The organism is Actinomadura livida, from assembly GCF_014648675.1.
Lineage (GTDB): Bacteria > Actinomycetota > Actinomycetes > Streptosporangiales > Streptosporangiaceae > Spirillospora > Spirillospora livida.
Genome location: NZ_BMRO01000006.1, coordinates 90556 through 107579, shown reverse-complemented (window position 1 = coordinate 107579; position 17024 = coordinate 90556). Strand labels below are relative to the sequence as shown.

Below are 17024 nucleotides of genomic sequence, written 5' to 3'. Positions count from 1 at the left end.
GGGGAACGGGGGACGTCGGCGGGGGGAATCGTGGCGGCCAGGGTGGGGCTCGGCTGCGTTGCGCTGGGATATGTGGGACTGCAGGCGCTCACCGGCGGGCTCGGGGTTCCGCTCGATCTGGACGAGGCCGTTTACGCGAGCCAGTTCTCCGGCGACGCGCCGCGGACGCCGTTCGCGGCGCACCGGTCCCTCGGAGAAGGGGTGCTGGCCGCGCCGGTCACGCTCTGGACGTCGGACGTGACGCTGATCCGGGTGTACTTCGCCGTACTGTCGGCCGTCCTGCTGGTGCTGGCCTTCTGGCCGTGGTTCAAAGTGCTGGACCGGGCGAGCGTGCCCGTGGCGGCGGCGCTGTTCGCGGTGCCGTGGGCTTCTCTGCGGTACGGCGCCACCGTGCTGCCGAACATGCCGGTCGCGCTGGGGGCCGTCGCGGCCGTTGGGGTGCTGGTCGCGGGCGGGCGCCGGGCCTGGGCCGTGCTGGCGCTGATCATCGCGGGGGTCGGGCTGCTGCGGCCCACGGATGCGGTGTGGCTCGCGCTGCCGCTGTTCGTGGCGGCGCTCCGGGTTCCGGGGTGGCGGTGGTCGGCGGCGGGCATCGCGGGCGGTGTCGCGGCCGGGTGGGGCGTGTGGGTCGTCGAGTCGTTCGTCCGGTTCGGTGACCCGGGGACCCGGCTGGAGGCGGTCCAGTCGCTCGGCGGCGGGAGCGGGCTGCATTTCGTCCTGCCGCGCTACCTGGCGACGGTGGACGGGCGGGAGTCGTGCCCGCCCACGACGGCGGACTGCGGCGTGGTCGGGGTCGCCGCGATGCTGTGGTGGGCCGGGGGCCTCGCGCTGGCGGGCGCGGGGTTGTGGGCGGCCAGAGGTGAGGCTCGCCGCGCCCTGCTGGTCTGCGTCGGGACGGTCGTCGTCTTCGGCGGTGCCTATTTCGTGCTGACCGACCTCGCTGTGCCGCGTTACCTGCTTCCGGTGTTCGCCCTGCTGTCCCTGCCGGCCGGTGTGGGGCTCACCGCGATCGTGCGCGGGGCGCGAAGATGGCGTGCGGGTTGGGTCTTGGCCGCCGGTGTGACGGTGGCGGTCCTCGTGCACACGGGGCTGCAGGTCGCCAAGGCCGACCGTGTCGCGGATCGCGCCGAGGTGGCCCTGTCCTGGCCTGAGGAGGCCGCCGATGCCCTGGCCGTTCGCGGTGTCGGCGGGAACTGCGCCGTGCTCGGCAGGTTCGCGCCGCAGATCGCCTTCCTGCGCCGGTGCCGGGGAGCGGACATGCGCGACGGCCTCGGCGACCGCGACGCGTCCGCCGCGCTCACCGCCGCCAACGTCGGAAGGCTGCAAGACCAGGGCCTACGGGTGGCCCTGGCAGTCGACGAGCGCCCTGACCTTCCCGGACACTGGCAGCGCGTCCCCGTGGCGGCCACCGGACCACGCCTTTACCTCGCCCCAGCGTCAGGACGCCCGTGACCTGCACCGGGATCTCGTTACTCCAGGACGGCGCCCTTGGAGGCTGACTGGACGAGCTTTGTGTACTTCGCCAGTACGCCCCGGGTGTACGGGTGGGGGACCGGTGTCCAGTCCGGTGTTCGCCGGGCGGCGAGTTCGGTGGCGTCTACGAGGATGTCGAGTCGCTTGGCCTTTACGTCCAGGCGGATGCGGTCGCCGTCGTGGACGAAGGCGACCGGGCCGGCGTCGACGGCCTCGGGGGCGATGTGGCCTACGCAGAGGCCCGTCGTGCCGCCGGAGAAGCGGCCGTCGGTGATCAGCAGGACGGTCTTGCCGAGGCCCGCGCCCTTGATCGCGCCCGTGATGGCGAGCATCTCGCGCATGCCCGGCCCGCCCTTCGGGCCCTCGTAGCGGATGACGACGACGTCCCCGGCCGTGATGGTGCCGTCCTCCAGCGCGTCCAGGGCCGCCCGTTCGCGCTCGAAGACGCGGGCCGTGCCCTCGAACACGTCCTCGTCGAAGCCGGCCGACTTCACGACGGCGCCTTCGGGTGCGAGGGAGCCGTGCAGGATGGTGATGCCGCCCGTCCTGTGGATCGGGTCGCCGAGCGCCCGCAGGATCTTCCCGTCGGGGTCGGGCGGGGCGAGGTCGGCGAGGTTCTCGGCCACGGTCCGCCCGGTGACGGTGAGCGCGTCGCCGTGCAGCAGCCCGGCGTCGAGCAGGGCCTTCATGACGACGGGGACGCCGCCGATGCGGTCGACGTCGTTCATGACGTACCGGCCGAAGGGCTTGAGGTCCCCGAGATGCGGGACGCGGCTCGCGACGCGGTCGAAGTCGGCGAGGGCGAGGTCGACCTCGGCCTCGTGCGCGATCGCCAGGAGGTGCAGCACCGCGTTGGTCGAGCCGCCGAACGCCATGACCACGGCGATCGCGTTCTCGAACGCCTCCCTGGTCATGACGTCCCGTGCGGTGATGCCCCGCCGCAGCAGGTCCACGACGGCCTCTCCCGAGCGGTGCGCGAAGGCGTCGCGGCGCCGGTCCGCGGACGGCGGCGCGGCCGACCCGGGCGGCGACATCCCCATCGCCTCGGCCGCGGACGCCATGGTGTTCGCCGTGTACATGCCGCCGCAGGCGCCCTCGCCCGGGCAGATCGCCCGTTCGATCCGGTCGACGTCCTCGCGGCTCATCAGGCCCCGCGCGCACGCGCCGACGGCCTCGAACGCGTCGATGATCGTGACGTCCTTCTCGGTGCCGTCGGACAGCCTGACCCACCCGGGCGCGATCGAGCCCGCGTAGAGGAAGACGCTCGCGAGGTCCAGCCGGGCGGCGGCCATGAGCATCCCGGGCAGCGACTTGTCGCAGCCCGCGAGCAGCACGGTCCCGTCGAGGCGCTCCGCCTGCACGACGGTCTCGACGGAGTCGGCGATGATGTCGCGGCTGACGAGGGAGAAGTGCATCCCCTCGTGCCCCATCGAGATGCCGTCGGACACCGAGATCGTGCCGAACTGCAGCGGGTACCCGCCGCCGGCGTGCACGCCCTCCTTGGCGCCCTGCGCGAGCCGGTCGAGCGACAGGTTGCACGGCGTGATCTCGTTCCACGAGCTCGCGATGCCGATCTGCGGCTTGCCGAAGTCCTCGTCGCCCATCCCGACGGCCCGCAGCATGCCGCGCGACGCCGTCGCCTCCAGGCCGTCGGTGACCTGGCGCGACCGCGGCTTGAGCTCGGCCCCCGGCTCCCCTGGTGACATGGCTGACATTCCCCGTCCCTACCCACGGAGCGCCGCCTCGCCCCTGCCGGGCCGTGGTCAGGTGCTGCGGCCGCCGTTGACGCCCGATCTGGCCGCCACGTAGCGCGCCATGTACGGCTGGCCGGAGTGGGTGCTGGAGGAGGAGATGTCGACGATCCGCACCCAGCCCGCGTCCAGCATGTCGGGGAGCACCGCCTGCACGCAGTGGAACGTCCCGTGCAGGTTGACGTCGACGACCCGCTCCCACTCCTCGAACGACACGCCGCCCGCCGAGCCGCCGGCACCTCCGCCAGGTGGGGAGGCCGCGACCCTCATCGGCGAGCGCTACGTGAACGCCGCGGAGACCCTGGAGCTCCTCTGCACCTCATCCGGGACGGGCGAACTCAGCTGCGACGGGACCCCCATGGCCCTCAAGGCGGCCAAGCCGCTCCCGGCCTCCGACTGAATGTCGCCGATGGGCGGTTCGTTCCGCCGGTCCTGGCGCCGCGATGCTCTAGGGCCCGGCGCGGGCCGCCGGATTCGGCTCCGTCCCTGGGCCGATACGGTTCCGGTGTGGATCGAGGTCGGGAGGCTGTATGGGGTCGAAACGGCGTTTGCCTCGGCGGATGTACGAGAGCGAGCTGCTCCGGCTCCAGGAGCAGTTGCTGATACTGCAGGAGTGGGTGCGCGAGGAGGGCGTGCGCATCGCCGTGGTGTTCGAGGGGCGGGACGCCGCCGGCAAGGGCAGCACGATCAAGCGCGTCACCGAGTACCTCAACCCCCGCTTCGCACGCATCGTGGCGCTTCCGGTGCCGACCGATCGGGAGCGGACCCAGTGGTACTTCCAGCGGTACATCCAGCACCTGCCCGCCGCCGGAGAGATCGTCCTGTTCGACCGGTCGTGGTACAACCGCGCGGGCGTCGAGCGGGTCATGGGGTTCTGCACCGCTGACGAGCACCGGCGTTTCCTGCATCAGTGCCCCATATTCGAGCGGATGCTCGTCGAGGACGGCATCCTGCTGCGCAAGTACTGGTTCTCCGTCAGCGATGCCGAGCAGGAGCGCCGGTTCCGCAAGCGCCTCGAGGATCCGATGCGGCGGTGGAAACTGTCCCCGATGGACATGGAGTCCATCTCGCGCTGGGAGGACTACTCGCGCGCCAAGGACGAGATGTTCGTCCACACCGACATTCCCGAGGCGCCCTGGAACGTGGTCGACAGCGACGACAAGCGGCGGGCCCGCATCAACATGATCCACCACCTCCTGTCGAGCATTCCCTACCGCGAGGTGGAGCGTCCGCCGCTCCATCTGCCGGAGCGCCCGCCGTCCAAGGGGTACGTGCGGCCCCCGCGCGGCGAGCAGAACCACGTCCCGGACCACGCGGCGACCCTGGAAGCCTGACGAGCGGCGTGGACGGGTCGCCGGGCCGCTGACCTCCCCTTTTCCGTGCCGACCCCATAGGCTTCGGCGTCAACGTGATCACCCGCGCCGCCACGGCACCCGCCGTGGCGGCGCATGACGTAGGCGGGCCGGAGCCCGGCCGCGAGGAGTGAGCCATGAGTTCCACCCCGACCAGTCACGTCGGCCGGCTGGGCGAGCCCCTCACCCTGCCGTCGGGGCTGACCCTGCCGAACCGGCTGATGAAGTCGGCGCTGAGCGAGGGGCTCGCCGAGGCCGACGGGTCGCCCGGCACCCGCCTGGAGACCCTCTACCGCAGGTGGAGCACCGGCGGCTACGGCCTGCTGGTCACCGGGAACGTCGCCGTCGACCTCCGGCACCTGAACGAGCCCGGCAACGTCGTCATCGAGGACGACCGCCACCTGGACGCCTTGACCCGGTGGACCGGGAGCTACCGCGGGCGCGGCGGGCCGATCTTCGCGCAGCTCAACCACCCCGGGCGGCAGGCCAACCGGCGCGCCGGGCGGAGCCGTCCGGTCGCGCCGAGCGCGATCGCGGCCCGCGTCCCCGGCGCCGCCAAGCCCCGCGCCCTCACCGACGAGGAGATCCGCGAGATCGTCAAGCGGTTCGGCGCCGCCGCGGCCGTCGCCGAGGCCGCCGGGTTCGACGGCGTGCAGATCCACGGAGCGCACGGCTACCTCGTCACCCAGTTCCTGTCGCCCATCTCCAACCGGCGGGACGACGCCTGGGGCGGCGACCCCGAGCGGCGCCGGGCCTTCGTGCTGGAGGTCCTGCGCGCCGTCCGCGCCGAGGTGGGCCCCGGGTTCTCCGTGGGGATCAAGCTGAACTCGGCCGACTTCCAGCGCGGCGGATTCACCGAGGAGGAGTCCCGCGAGGTCGTCCGCGCCCTCGTCGCGGAGGGGATCGACCTCATCGAGGTCAGCGGGGGATCGTACGAGGCCCCGGCCATGATGGGCGTGCTGGCCGACTCCACCCGGGCGCGCGAAGCGTACTTCCTGGACTACGCCCGGACGGTCCGCGAGGCCGCCGGCCGGACGCCGATCGCCGTCACCGGCGGGTTCCGCACCCGCGCCGCGATGGAGGAGGCACTGGCCGAGGGCGACTGCGACATCGTCGGCATCGGGCGGCCCACCTGCCTCACCCCCGACGCGCCCAGGGCGCTGTTCGAGGACGGCCGGGAGCGGCTGGAGGTCCCCGCGATCGGGGTCGGCGCCCGCCGGGTGATCGGGCGCCTCACCGACATCCGCCCCCTGGACAGCGCGCTGAACGTGCAATGGCACGCCGACCAGCTCCACCGCATGGCGGCGGGCCGGGACCCCGACCCCGCCGTGCCGTGGTGGCGCACCCTCGGCTCGATGGTCCGGCACGGCCCCGCCGCCCTGCGTCCCAAGCGCGGCTGACCGCTCCGCCCGGCACGCCGGCCAGGTCAGCCGCCGATGCCGGTGAGGGCGACCATCAGCGGCAGGCCGAGGATGATCAGGAGGGCGCCGAAGACGTCGAAGGCGAAGCCGGAGCGGATCATGGTGGTGATCGGGACGGCGCCGGAGCCGTAGGCGATCGCGTTCTGCGGGGTGGACACCGGGAGCATGAAGCCGAACGAGGCCGCGAACGTGGCGGCCAGGGCGGGCACGAACGGGTCGACCTGCGCGGCCTGCGCGATCGGGATGATGATCGGGACGACCACGGCGGCGGACGCGGTGTTGCTGGTCGTCTCCGAGATCAGGATGGCCAGCACCGCGGCGAACGCGGTGATGAAGAACGTGCTGGTCAGGCCGAGGGCGTCGGACGCGGAACCGCCGATGGTGCGGGCCAGCCCCGTGTCGGCGAGCAGTGAGCCGAAGATGATGCCCGTCCCGAACAGCAGGATGGTGCCCCAGTCGATGCGCGCGGCGTCGCTCCAGTTCAGGGTGGTCTGGCGGCGGCGCCAGTCGGTGGGGAGGATGAACAGCAGGGACGCGCCGAGCACGGCGACGATGCCCTCGTCCAGCCGTTCGCTGATTGTCTCGTAGATCGACGAGTCGGTGCCGGCGGCCAGCGCGATGACGCCGGGGAAGATCCACAGGACGACGGTGACGGCGAAGGCGACGAGCGTGGTCTTCTCCGCGCGGCTCATCCGGCCGAGGTCGGCGCGCTCGCGGGCCACGTACTCCTGGACGCCCTCGATCCGGCGGATCTCCGGCTTGTTGAGCAGCAGCAGGACGACGACCAGCACGACCAGCATCACCGCGCACAGCGGCAGCGCGGTCAGCGTCCACTGCGCGAAGGAGATCCGCTCGCCGGTGGCCTCCTCGATCAGCCCGCGCCCGATCAGGTTGGGCGGGCTGCCGACCGGGGTGAGCAGGCCGCCGACGGACGCGCCGTAGGCGAGCATCAGCACCAGCGCGGCGCCGACGCGCAGCCGGGCCGGGTCGAAGTCGGCGGCGACGAGGCCGCGGTCCTGCAGCATCTTGGCGATGACGGTGAGCAGCCCGAGCGCCGTCGGCAGCAGCATCGCGACGGTCGCGGTGTTGGACACGAACGCCGACAGCAGGCAGGTGACGAGGCCGAACGTGGCGATCAGCCGGAAGGTGGACTCGCCGACGCCGGGCAGCGACAGGATGAAGAACGCGAACCGCCGCGCGACCCCGTGCTTCAGCATCGCCTGGGCGAGGATGAACGCCCCGATGAACGTGAAGATCGTGGTGGAGCCGAACGGTTCGAGCGCGTCGTCGGCGGGGACCACGCCGAACAGCACGATGACGCCGACCCCGATCAGGCCGCCGATGGGGATCGGCACCGGCTCGGTCACCCACAGCACGATGACGCCGAGCAGGATCCCGGCCAGGGTCTGCTGGGACGGCGCCATGTCCAGCGGCAGGAGCAGGAAGACCGCGGTGACCAGCGGCGCCAGCCAGAACCCGGTGGTGCGGCGGGCCTTCTCGAAGCGTTCCTCCGCGGCGGAGAGCCGCTGCTCGCCGAGGCTGCGGTAGGTGGCCTGGCCCATCAGCGCCTTGGCCACGTCGGTGCGGGCGGGCGCCGCGGTGCCCGCGGGCCCGGTGGCGGGCGGGGCGGCGGGGTCGCGCGGCGGGGTCTCGTCCGATGTCATGGGAGCACTCCTCGGGAGCGGAGCCCGCCGTTGCGGCCGGGTTCCTAGGGCGTTCCGGACAAGCGATTCTGCGTCAAATTGAAGATCGCCCGGGACGGCGAATCCAAGACGTGTCGGCTACTTGACTGAAAGGCTCCCCCTATAGGCGAGCGGAGGCGCGGGTGGACGTCCGGCAGCTGGAGTACTTCCTGGCCGTGGTGGACCACGGCGGCTTCAACCGGGCGGCGGGCGCGCTGTTCGTGGCGCAGCCGTCGCTGTCGCAGGCGATCCGCGGCCTGGAGAAGGACCTGGGGACGCAGCTGTTCCACCGCAACGGGCGGCGCGTCGTGCTGACCGAGGCGGGCCGGGCGCTGATCGGCCCGGCGCGGCAGGCGGTGCGCAGCCTGGAGGTGGCGCGGGAGAGCGTGACCGCGGCGCACGGCCTGCGGACGGGCCGCATCGCCGTCGCCTCGATGCCGTCCCCCGCGATCGAGCCGCTCGGCGGCATGGTGCAGCGCTTCGCCGCGCGGTACCCCGGGGTGGACGTGGTGCTGCGCGACGCGCCGGTGCCGGGCGCGGTCATCGACATGGTGCGGACCGGCGTCACCGAGCTGGGGCTGCTGTCGGCGTGGGAGCCGCCCGCCACGACCGACGTCGACCTGCACCCGGTGGGGGAGCAGCGGCTCGTCCTGGTGGCGCCGCCGGACGGCCCGTTCGAGCCGGGCCCGCCGCTGCCGCGGGAGCGCCTCGCCGGGCACCGGCTGATCGCCGGGGAGCGCGGGACGGGCATGCGCCGCCTGGCCGACGAGATCCGGGCCTCCGGCGTGGACGTGCCGTTCGCGGTGGAGACCGACCACCGGGCGGCGATCCTCTCGCTGGTCCTGAAGGGGGTCGGCGTGGCGATCCTCGCGGAGGCGTGGCGGCCGCTGGCGCTGCGCGCGGGCGCCGTCGTCCGCGACCTCGACCCGCCCGCCAGCCTGCACATCGCCCTGGCCGGCCGGAAGGGCTGGCTCAGCCCGATCGCCGAGGAGTTCCTGCGGATGGCCCTCTCCCGCGACCCGTGGACGGACCCGGAGACAGGCCGGTAGATAGGCGCGGCTTATCGGACGCATTGGGGACGCGTCTTGGACGAGCCCGCAAACCCTTGATCCAATTCCCGGCATGAGCAGCAGCACCCCTCACCGCATCGCGCTGGTCCCCGGGGACGGCATCGGCCGCGAGGTCGTCCCGGCGGCGCGGCGCGTCCTGGACGCCGTGTGCGAGCGCCGCGGCCTGGCCCTCGACTACGCCGAGTACGACTGGTCCTGCGAACGGTACGAGCGCGAGGGTGCGATGATGCCGGACGACGCCCTGGACCGCCTGGCCGAGCACGACGCGATCCTGCTGGGCGCCGTCGGCTACCCGGGCGTGCCCGACCACGTGTCGCTGTGGGGGCTGCTGATCCCGATCCGCCGCCGGTTCCAGCAGTACGTGAACCTGCGTCCGATCAAGGTGTTCGAGGGCCTGGACAGCCCGCTGCGCGGCGCCCGCGCCGGCGAGGTCGACTTCGTCGTCGTCCGGGAGAACGTGGAGGGCGAGTACAGCGAGATCGGCGGGCGGATCTACCAGGGCACGCCGCAGGAGACCGCCGTGCAGGAGTCGGTGTTCACCCGCGCCGGCGTCACCCGCATCCTCGACTACGCCTTCGGCCTCGCCGGCCGGCGCCGGGGGCGGCTCACCTCGGCGACCAAGTCGAACGGCATCGTGCACACGATGCCGTTCTGGGACGAGCTCGTCCGGGAACGCGCCGCCGCCCACCCCGCCGTCACCTGGGACCAGGAACACATCGACGCCTTGGCCGCCAAGTTCGTCCTCCGGCCCGAGCGGTTCGACGTGGTGGTTGGGTCCAACTTGTTCGGCGACATCCTCAGCGACCTGGCGGCGGCCATCGCGGGCAGCATCGGGATCGCGCCGTCCGCCAACCTCAACCCGGAGGGCCGGTTCCCGTCGATGTTCGAGCCGGTGCACGGCTCGGCGCCCGACATCGCGGGCCGCGGCATCGCCAACCCGCTCGGGACGATCTGGTCCGCCGCGATGATGCTCGACCACCTCGGCCACACGGAGGCCGCCGCCGACATCACCTCGGCGATGGCGTCCGTCCTGGCGGAAGGCACGGTACGGACCCCCGACCTGGGCGGCGCCGCCACCACCGGCGAACTGGCCGAACACGTCATCACCGCACTGCGCCCCCTGAGTTGAGGGGCCGCGCTCTACCCGGCTGTTACCGGCCGCTGCGCACAATGCGGTGGGAGGTACCCGGTGCTGACGGTGAACCGCGCGGACTACGCCCGCCTTCTGCGGCTCGCGTATCTGGTGCTCGACGACGGCGACGCACCCCTCGCGCGCGCCCGCCGCGCCGCCGCGCGCGCCGCCCGGGGGCGGCCGGGCGGCTACCCGGCCAAGCGGGCGCGGCTGGTCGGCGTCCTGCTGACCGAGCCGCCCGCCGGGTGGAGCCCGCTGCACCGCGTCCTCTTCGAGCCCGCGCCCCCGCCGCGGGGGCCCGTCCGGGAGGCGCTGTCGGAGCTTCCGCCGCACGAGCGGCTCGCGTGCCTGCTGCGCCTCGACGGCCTCACCGTTCCCGAGGTCGCCGCCGAGCTCGGCCCGCACCGGCCCACCGACTTCCGGGACGTGGAGCGGGCCACCGCCGCCGTGGACGCCCGGACCGGGCTGGACGAGGCGGCGCAGCGGGCCGAGATCGAGGCGTTCGACCCCGATCTCGTCCGGCTCCGCCCGCCGTCCGTCCGGCCGGCGTGGCGCGCCGCGGTGGCGGCCGCGGTCGCGGTGGCGCTGCTGGCGGTCGCCGGATCCGTCCTCACGCGGGCGGAGGAGGGGGCCGGCGGGCCCGCGGCGGTCGACCCGGGGGCCTGGCGCAAGACCCCCGCCCCCTCGATCAACGAGTGGCCGGCCCAGGGCGGGCTGCGGCACGACGCGGCGCTGCTGCGCCGGGCCGCCGAGGCATGGCGGGACCACCACCGCCACCCGCCGGTCGGCCGCGTCTTCCTCCTGTACGCCGGGACGGTGGACGGCGCGTCCCTCGTCGTGCTGCGCGACACCCCCGGCGCCCGGGACGCGCCGAGCATGGCGCAGTACTTCGAGCGGCGCCTGTCGCGCGGCGTGGAGTCGGTCCGCCGGCTCGGCAACGGCACGGGGCAGCTGATCATGCTCGGCATGACGTGGCGCTACCTCGTCCCGCCCTGGCTGCAGGACGTGCGGGCGGCGGTACCGGAGGGGCGCGCCCCGGACTGGACGCCGCTGCCGGTCCGGGACGGGCTGACCGGCCCGCTGCCGTGGACCTGGTTCACGCCGCGCTGCCAGAACTACGTGGTGTTCCGGATGATCTTCCGGCCGGCGGCCGGCGGGACGGTGCGGGCGGTCACGCAGCTCGCCTCGCACGACCCGTGGTCGGCGGCGCCGCGGGTGTGGTTCCCCGACCGGCCCGAGCCGGAGGAGCGGTTCCGCTGGGCGGCGCTGCACGCCGTCGCCTGCGAGGGCGCGGCGACGCTCAGCGAGTCGGGCGACCTGCGGCTCGGCCGGCTGTGGAGCGGCGAGCTGCCCGACGGCGGCGGCCGGGCGACGCTGCTGACGGTGGACGCGTCGTCCCAGTGGGCCGCCCCCGGCAGCGCGGTGCTGATCTCCGAGGGCGGGAAGGCGCTGTCCGAACGGGGCAGGACCAACAGCGACACCACCTCGTCCGCCGCGTCGATGGCCGCCGCCCTGTGGTGGCGGTCGCCGCGGCGCTGGCACCTGGTGGCGGCCGCCGGGCCGAACGTCAGGCGGCTGAAGACGGTCGGCGAGCTGGACTCCCGCGAGGAGGACACCGCCGGGAAGGACGAGGCGCTCCTGCTGCTGGTGCCGGGCCCGCGCACCGGCGGCAGGCTCCCGGAGCGGGCGCACCTCCCGGTCGTCCACGTCGTGGCCTACGAGAACGACGGGGACCGCACGGTCGTCAGCCCCTGGTGACCGGCGCCGGCCGGGCGGGCGTACCCGCCGCGGCCGGCGCCGGCGCGGTCAGAGGGGGTAGCGCGGGGGCTCGCCGCGCATGGTGATCCAGCGGGTCTCGGTGAACGCCTCGACGTTGGCCGCCGCGCCGCCGAAGCGGGACCCGGTGCCGGACGCCCCCAGGCCGCCGAACGGGGCGTTGGCCTCGTCGTTGACGGTCTGGTCGTTGATGTGGACGATCCCCGTCGGGATCTGCTCGGCGACGGCCAGGCCGCGCATCGCGTCCCGGGTCACGATGCCGAGCGACAGGCCGTACTCGCTCGCGGCGGCCAGCTCCACCGCCTGGGAGACCGACGACACGCGCGTGACCGGCGCGACCGGGCCGAAGACCTCGTCGGCGAAGGCGGGCGCGGTGAGCGGCGTGCCCGCCAGCACCGTGGGCCGGTAGAACAGCTGCTCGTAGGTCCCGCCGGAGGCGAGCGTGGCGCCCTGGTCGACGCTCGCGGTCACCATGCCGTGGATCCTGTCGCGCTGGCCGGCGTCGATGACGGGGCCGAGCGCGACCTGGTCCGCGGCCGGGTCGCCGACCGGGAGCGCGTCGGCCTTGGCGGCCAGGCGCTCCACGAAGTCGTCGTAGAGGCGGTCGGCGACCAGGTGCCGGCCGGTGGTCATGCAGATCTGGCCCTGGTGGAAGAACGAGCCCCAGGTGGCCAGGTTCACCGCCGCGTCCACGTCGGCGTCGTCCAGCACCAGCAGCGCGGAGTTGCCGCCGAGCTCCAGGTGGGCGCGCTTGAGGTGGCGGCCGGCCAGCTCGCCGATCCGGCGGCCGACCGGGGTGGAGCCGGTGAAGGAGATGACCCGGACGTTCGGGTCGGTGACCAGCGCCTCGCCCACGTCCGCGCCGCCCGGCAGCATCTGCAGGACGTCCGGCGGCAGCCCGGCCTCCTCGAACACCCGCGCCATCAGGGCGCCGCCGGTGACCGCGGTGCGCGGGTCGGGCTTGAGGAGGACGGCGTTGCCGAGCGCGAGCGCCGGGGCCACCGAGCGGATGCCGAGGATGATCGGCACGTTGAACGGCGAGATCACCGCGACCACCCCGGCCGGCATGCGGCGCGCCATGGACAGCCGCGGCTCCTCCGACGGCAGCACCTCGCCGATCGCCCGGGCGGGCAGGGAGGCGGCCTCGTAGCACTCCTCGGACGCCACGTGCAGCGCGAACCCCGCCATGCCGGGGACCGCCCCGACCTCGCGGACGTTCCAGCCGCTGATCTCCTCGGCGTGCCGCTGCCACAGGTCGCCGGCCTTGCGCAGGACTGCGGCTCGGGCGGGGTGCGGCAGCGCGGCCCACTCCCGCTGCGCCTCGGCGGCGCTCGCGGCGGCCTCGGCGACGTCCTTGGGCGCGGCCTGCCCCATCCGGCCGAGCTCGCCGCCGGTGGCGGGCTCGACCACGGCGTAGTCGCCGCCGTGTCCCGGCGTCCACGCACCGTTCTTGAAGATGTTTCCCTGCCAGTCGACGCTGTCGAGCAGTCCCACGGGCCTCTCCCCTGTCGTTTCGCTGGTTCCTGCGCAGTACCCGGGCCTGAGCCCCTGGCTCATCTCCTCATGAACCTGCGTCGCAGGGGAAGGGCGGCCGGGGGACGAGTCGCTCGACGAGGCGGGCCGCGCCGAGGACGGCGCCGCCGCCCGGGTGCGGCTCCGGCGGTGCGGCGAACGCGGACACGAGCAGCGCGGCGTCGTCCACCGTGCCCGCCAGCATCCCGAGGTGGTCGAGGGACGGGGCCGGCGGCGGCACCCCCGTCGAGCGGGACGCGGCCGCGGGTCGGCTTGAAGCGGCCGACGAGTTCTGCGAACTCCCGTGGATCACCGTCCGCGACCGGGACCGCGCGTTCCCCTTCTGACCCGCTCCGTCTCCCCGACCCCGCCCCGGCTCAGGCGCCCTTCCAGTACGGGTCCCGGCCGATGAAGCCGAGCAGCCTCGTCTGGACGTCGGCGTCGCCGGGCACCTCGACGCGGGGCCCGTACTGGCCGGAGGAGCGGATAGCCTCCTCCACCTCCTCCATCCCCGCGAGGAGGTCGGCGCAGAAGCCGGGGTCCAGCCGGTCGTCCTGGCCGGTGGCCCTGGCGAGGTCCCACGTGTGCATGAACACGTCGGCGGTGTAGAACCGGTCGATCGCGGTGTCCAGCGGCACGGTGCCGATGTGCGGGTTGTTCAGTTCGCGGTGCGCGGTGCCCGGGTCGTCCAGCACCGCCTGCACACCGTCGCAGTGGACCCGCCAGGCTTCGACCGGGTCCTCGTCCACCGACGGCCCCCGGGGCAGGTCGATGCCGGCGCCGGCGGCCAGGAACCCGGGGAACCACTCGGTCAGGTGCCGGACGACGTCGCGCGCGGTCCAGCCGGCGACCGGCGACGGCGCGTCCCAGGACGCGGTGCCGCGGACCCGGTCGGTGAACAGCCCGGCGACCTGCCGGTGCCGCTCGGCGGGGCGGTCAGACAGTGCCATCGGCAAGCAGCCTCTCCAGCTTGGCGTACCCCTCGTCGACACCGGTCTCCATGCCGCTGCGCAGCCACATGTCGCGGTCCTCGAAGCTGTCGACCAGCGACTGCGCCCGGAGCCGGGTGCGCCCGTCGCCGAGGTCCTCGAACCACAGCGTCTCCAGCGCGACCCCGTCCGGCTCGCCCTCGTAGGTGAAGGTCTGCACGATGCGGTCCGGGCGCACCTCGTGGAAGGTGCCGCGGAACCAGTACTCCTCGCCGTCCCGCGCCGAGACGTACCGCCAGCTCCCGCCGGTGCGCGCGTCCCAGTGGTCGATCCGGGTGTCCATGCCCTCGGGCCCCACCCACCGGGCGAAGAGCTCGGGGTCGGTGTGGGCGCGGAGCAGCTGCTCGGGCGCCGCCGCGAAGTCGCGCGTCATCCGGATGACCGGCAGCTTCGGGTCGACCTCGATCGCCGTCTCAGTGATCTTCGGCATCTTCGTCCTCCTTCATCTCCGCCAGGACGGCGTCGAGGCGGCGGTAGCGCCGCTCGGCGCGGGCCCGGTGGCGTTCGATCCAGGTGTCCATCAGGTCCAGGGCCCCGACCTCCAGCCGCACCGGCCGGGGCTGCGGCCCCGGTGGCCGGCTGACGAGCCCGGCGTCCTCCAGGACCCGCAGGTGCTTGTAGACGGCCTGCAGCGACATCCGGTACGGCTCGGCCAGCTGGCTCGCGGTCGCGTCGCCCTCGGTGAGCCGGGCGACCATGTCGCGCCGGGTCGGGTCCGCGAGGGCGGCGAAGACCCGGGACAGCGTGTCCTCGGTCATCGCCCTCCTGTTTTCAACCTTTTGGTTGAAACCCACGCTAGGGCGCGCGGTTCCACACTGTCAACTATTCGGTTGAAAGACCTGATCGCAGCCCTGTGGTGCAGCTCGGTCCAGGTTCTGCCGGTGTGCCCGATGCGGGCGGAGCGAATCCGGCATGCGCGACCGGACGTCTGGAATGCTCCGCTGCGGTAAGGATTGGGGCATGGTGACGCGGAGCGGGCGATGAGCGGAGACGCGCAGCGGGCGAGGATCGCGGACGAGCTCGAGATGCGGGGCTCGCCCCTGTGCGACTGCGCGCGGCACGGGCCCGCGTTCAGCCGGGCCACCGGGGCGGCGATCGCGCACCACTGCGGCTGCGCGGCGGTGCGGGCGTCGGCGCTGGCCCGCCGCGCCGCGTCCGCCACCCGGCACGCCCGCGAGTGCGGCTGCGACCAGGCCGACCGCGAGGCTGCGCTGTACTGGGAGAGGGAGTTCGCCGCCCGCCGCCCCGGCGGCCACGTACCGGGCTCGGGCGCCTGCTGACCCGCGCGGCCGCCGGGCCCGCGCCGGACTCAGACGGCGAGCAGGCGCTTGACCTCGTCGCTGCGCAGGTCCTCGGCGGTCCCGGAGTGCCGGACGACGCCGCCGTCGAGGATCGCGAACCTGTCGGCCAGGCGCAGGGCCAGGTCGAGGTACTGCTCCACGAGCAGGACGGCGAGGTCGTGCTCCCTGTGCAGCCGCTCGATGGCCTCCTCGATCTCCAGGATGATCGAGGGCTGGATGCCCTCGGTCGGCTCGTCCAGGATCAGGATCCGCGGCCGGGTCACCAGGGCGCGGGCGATCGCCAGTTGCTGCTGCTGCCCGCCCGACAGGAACCCCGCCCGGCGCTGCAGGAGCTTGGTCAGCCGAGGGAAGACCGCCAGGGCGTCGTCGACGGCCCCGGGATCGCGGCGGCCCATCGCCTCCTGCGTCACCTGGAGGTTCTCCCAGACCGTCAGCTGCGGGAACGTCTCATGGCCCTGCGGCACGTAGCCCATGCCCGATCTGACCCGCTGGCAGGTGCTCGTCCGCGTGATGTCCGCGCCGTCGAAGACGACCGTGCCCGCCGTCGGCGCCAGCAGGCCCATGATCGTGTTGAGCAGGGTGGTCTTGCCCGCGCCGTTGCGGCCCATGACGCACGTCAGCTCGCCCGGACGCACCGCCAGATCCACGCCGAACAGCACGCGGGAGCGGCCGTAGGCGGTCTCCAGCCCGCTCACCCGCAGCATCACGTCGGTCATGCGGTGTCCCCGTTCTCATCGCGGGTCATCGGACCTCCCCGTTCGCGGATCGGCCGAGATAGACCTCCTGGACCCGGGGGTCGTCCTGCACCGTGGCGACGTCCCCCTCCACCAGGACGGTGCCCTCGTGCAGGACCGTCACCTGCGACGCGTACCGCCGCAGGAACTCCATGTCGTGCTCGACGACGATGACGGTGTGGTCCCTGGCGATCTCGGTGAGCAGTTCGCCGGTCCGCTCGCGCTCCGCCCGGCTCATGCCGGCCACGGGCTCGTCGAGGAGCAGCAGCCGGGGCCCCTGCACGATCAGCATCCCGATCTCCAGCCACTGCCGCTGGCCGTGCGAGAGCACCCTGGCGGGCCGGTCCGCCAGGTCCGCGAGCCCGGTCCGCTCCAGCGCGGCCGCCACGACGTCCGACACCCCGCGCCGCCGGCGCAGGAGCGTGACGAGCGGGCGGCGGAAGCTCGCGGCGAGGTCGATGTTCTCCACGACGGTGAGCTCCTCGAAGACCACGGACGTCTGGAACGTCCGGCCGATCCCGAGGCGCACGATCCGGTGCTCCGGGCGCCCGACGAGGGACGTGCCGGCGAAGGTCACCGAGCCCATCGACGGCCGGGTCAGCCCGGTGACGACGTCGAGCAGGGTGGTCTTGCCCGCCCCGTTCGGGCCGATCAGGAAGCGCAGCTCCCCCTGCTCCACGGTGAGGTCGATGCCGTCGACGGCCTTGAACCCGTTGAAGACGACCTCCAGCTCGCGGATCTCCAGCAGGGCCGGGGCACGGGCCCCGGTGGTCACGACCTGACCGTTGGCGGGCTTGGTGTGGGTGTTCACGCGGTCGCCGCCTCCTTCCG

Annotated in this window: 17 protein-coding genes; 7 read left to right on the top strand and 10 right to left on the bottom strand. The window is 73.7% G+C overall.

All coding sequences use genetic code 11. The features are described 5' to 3' along the window. The first annotated feature begins 30 nt into the window (after positions 1-30). A complete protein-coding gene (locus IEZ03_RS15750; RefSeq protein ID WP_184883806.1) occupies positions 31-1452 on the top strand; it encodes a hypothetical protein in 1422 nt (473 codons plus the stop codon). A 17-nt stretch (positions 1453-1469) separates the two neighbouring features. Here IEZ03_RS15750 and ilvD read toward each other — a convergent pair whose 3' ends face one another. Beyond that, positions 1470-3179, bottom strand: coding sequence for a dihydroxy-acid dehydratase (gene ilvD / locus IEZ03_RS15745; protein WP_221480691.1), 1710 nt, complete (start codon positions 3177-3179; stop codon positions 1470-1472). Positions 3180-3236: 57 nt separating this feature from the next. Further along, a complete protein-coding gene (locus IEZ03_RS15740) occupies positions 3237-3494 on the bottom strand; it encodes an SDR family NAD(P)-dependent oxidoreductase (protein ID WP_221480692.1) in 258 nt (85 codons plus the stop codon). 290 nt (positions 3495-3784) lie between these two features. Here IEZ03_RS15740 and ppk2 point away from each other — a divergent pair, with 290 nt between their 5' ends. Both ppk2 and IEZ03_RS15730 read left to right on the top strand, forming a co-directional pair. Continuing rightward, positions 3785-4558: a polyphosphate kinase 2 gene (ppk2, locus tag IEZ03_RS15735; RefSeq protein WP_229808321.1), complete on the top strand. Its 774-nt coding sequence runs from the start codon at positions 3785-3787 to the stop codon at positions 4556-4558. A gap of 155 nt (positions 4559-4713) precedes the next feature. Then, positions 4714-5976: an NADH:flavin oxidoreductase/NADH oxidase family protein gene (locus tag IEZ03_RS15730; RefSeq protein WP_184883812.1), complete on the top strand. Its 1263-nt coding sequence runs from the start codon at positions 4714-4716 to the stop codon at positions 5974-5976. Positions 5977-6002: 26 nt separating this feature from the next. On the opposite strand, the gene IEZ03_RS15725 is transcribed toward IEZ03_RS15730, so the two are convergent. Further along, on the bottom strand, positions 6003-7661 hold the full coding sequence (locus IEZ03_RS15725) for an SLC13 family permease (protein WP_184883814.1): 1659 nt from the start codon (positions 7659-7661) through the stop codon (positions 6003-6005). A gap of 161 nt (positions 7662-7822) precedes the next feature. On the opposite strand from IEZ03_RS15725, the gene IEZ03_RS15720 reads away from it, so the two are divergent. From IEZ03_RS15720 to IEZ03_RS15710, 3 genes are all read left to right on the top strand, one after another. Beyond that, positions 7823-8728: a LysR family transcriptional regulator gene (locus IEZ03_RS15720; protein WP_184883816.1), complete on the top strand. Its 906-nt coding sequence runs from the start codon at positions 7823-7825 to the stop codon at positions 8726-8728. A 73-nt stretch (positions 8729-8801) separates the two neighbouring features. Next, positions 8802-9878: a tartrate dehydrogenase gene (locus IEZ03_RS15715; RefSeq protein WP_184883818.1), complete on the top strand. Its 1077-nt coding sequence runs from the start codon at positions 8802-8804 to the stop codon at positions 9876-9878. Between the two features lie 60 nt (positions 9879-9938). Continuing rightward, positions 9939-11639, top strand: a complete 1701-nt coding sequence (locus IEZ03_RS15710; RefSeq protein WP_184883820.1) for a sigma-70 RNA polymerase sigma factor region 4 domain-containing protein — start codon at positions 9939-9941, stop codon at positions 11637-11639. A 48-nt stretch (positions 11640-11687) separates the two neighbouring features. Here IEZ03_RS15710 and IEZ03_RS15705 read toward each other — a convergent pair whose 3' ends face one another. The 5 genes from IEZ03_RS15705 to IEZ03_RS15685 form a co-directional block, all read right to left on the bottom strand. Next, positions 11688-13151 (bottom strand): benzaldehyde dehydrogenase, encoded by a 1464-nt coding sequence (locus IEZ03_RS15705; protein WP_229808320.1) that lies wholly within the window; start codon positions 13149-13151, stop codon positions 11688-11690. A 67-nt stretch (positions 13152-13218) separates the two neighbouring features. Beyond that, positions 13219-13410 carry a hypothetical protein gene (locus tag IEZ03_RS15700; protein ID WP_184883824.1) on the bottom strand — a complete coding sequence of 64 codons (192 nt, stop codon included), beginning with the start codon at positions 13408-13410 and terminating at the stop codon, positions 13219-13221. 136 nt (positions 13411-13546) lie between these two features. After that, positions 13547-14119, bottom strand: coding sequence for a TIGR03086 family metal-binding protein (locus tag IEZ03_RS15695; protein ID WP_184883826.1), 573 nt, complete (start codon positions 14117-14119; stop codon positions 13547-13549). Next, on the bottom strand, positions 14106-14588 hold the full coding sequence (locus IEZ03_RS15690; RefSeq protein ID WP_184883827.1) for an SRPBCC family protein: 483 nt from the start codon (positions 14586-14588) through the stop codon (positions 14106-14108). The genes IEZ03_RS15695 and IEZ03_RS15690 overlap by 14 nt, the downstream gene beginning before the upstream one ends. Beyond that, positions 14572-14916, bottom strand: coding sequence for an ArsR/SmtB family transcription factor (locus IEZ03_RS15685; RefSeq protein WP_132046589.1), 345 nt, complete (start codon positions 14914-14916; stop codon positions 14572-14574). Before IEZ03_RS15685 ends, IEZ03_RS15690 begins: the two co-directional genes overlap by 17 nt. Positions 14917-15138: 222 nt before the next feature. Here IEZ03_RS15685 and IEZ03_RS15680 point away from each other — a divergent pair, with 222 nt between their 5' ends. Next, entirely contained in the window at positions 15139-15438 is a 300-nt protein-coding gene (locus IEZ03_RS15680) for a hypothetical protein (protein ID WP_184883829.1), read from the top strand. A 29-nt stretch (positions 15439-15467) separates the two neighbouring features. Here the strand turns inward: IEZ03_RS15680 and urtE are convergent, their stop codons facing one another. Together urtE and urtD are read right to left on the bottom strand one after the other, a co-directional pair. Beyond that, complete coding sequence (urtE, locus tag IEZ03_RS15675) at positions 15468-16175, bottom strand: urea ABC transporter ATP-binding subunit UrtE (protein ID WP_229808319.1); 708 nt, start codon at positions 16173-16175, stop codon at positions 15468-15470. Positions 16176-16200: 25 nt separating this feature from the next. After that, the gene (gene urtD, locus IEZ03_RS15670; protein WP_308427978.1) at positions 16201-16968 is read right to left on the bottom strand and encodes an urea ABC transporter ATP-binding protein UrtD; all 768 of its coding nucleotides are present in this window, start codon (positions 16966-16968) and stop codon (positions 16201-16203) included. Positions 16969-17024 lie beyond the last annotated feature (56 nt).

What these genes read in the sequence shown, in the direction of transcription:
- ppk2 (WP_229808321.1), top strand. Translation starts at nt 3,785, where the DNA reads ATGTACGAGAGCGAGCTGCTCCGGCTCCAGGAGCAGTTGCTGATACTG.
- urtE (WP_229808319.1), bottom strand. Translation starts at nt 16,175, where the DNA reads ATGACCGACGTGATGCTGCGGGTGAGCGGGCTGGAGACCGCCTACGGC.
- IEZ03_RS15725 (WP_184883814.1), bottom strand. Translation starts at nt 7,661, where the DNA reads ATGACATCGGACGAGACCCCGCCGCGCGACCCCGCCGCCCCGCCCGCC.
- ilvD (WP_221480691.1), bottom strand. Translation starts at nt 3,179, where the DNA reads ATGTCACCAGGGGAGCCGGGGGCCGAGCTCAAGCCGCGGTCGCGCCAG.
- IEZ03_RS15695 (WP_184883826.1), bottom strand. Translation starts at nt 14,119, where the DNA reads ATGGCACTGTCTGACCGCCCCGCCGAGCGGCACCGGCAGGTCGCCGGG.
- IEZ03_RS15730 (WP_184883812.1), top strand. Translation starts at nt 4,714, where the DNA reads ATGAGTTCCACCCCGACCAGTCACGTCGGCCGGCTGGGCGAGCCCCTC.
- IEZ03_RS15690 (WP_184883827.1), bottom strand. Translation starts at nt 14,588, where the DNA reads ATGCCGAAGATCACTGAGACGGCGATCGAGGTCGACCCGAAGCTGCCG.
- IEZ03_RS15680 (WP_184883829.1), top strand. Translation starts at nt 15,139, where the DNA reads ATGAGCGGAGACGCGCAGCGGGCGAGGATCGCGGACGAGCTCGAGATG.
- IEZ03_RS15715 (WP_184883818.1), top strand. Translation starts at nt 8,802, where the DNA reads ATGAGCAGCAGCACCCCTCACCGCATCGCGCTGGTCCCCGGGGACGGC.
- IEZ03_RS15740 (WP_221480692.1), bottom strand. Translation starts at nt 3,494, where the DNA reads ATGAGGGTCGCGGCCTCCCCACCTGGCGGAGGTGCCGGCGGCTCGGCG.
- IEZ03_RS15685 (WP_132046589.1), bottom strand. Translation starts at nt 14,916, where the DNA reads ATGACCGAGGACACGCTGTCCCGGGTCTTCGCCGCCCTCGCGGACCCG.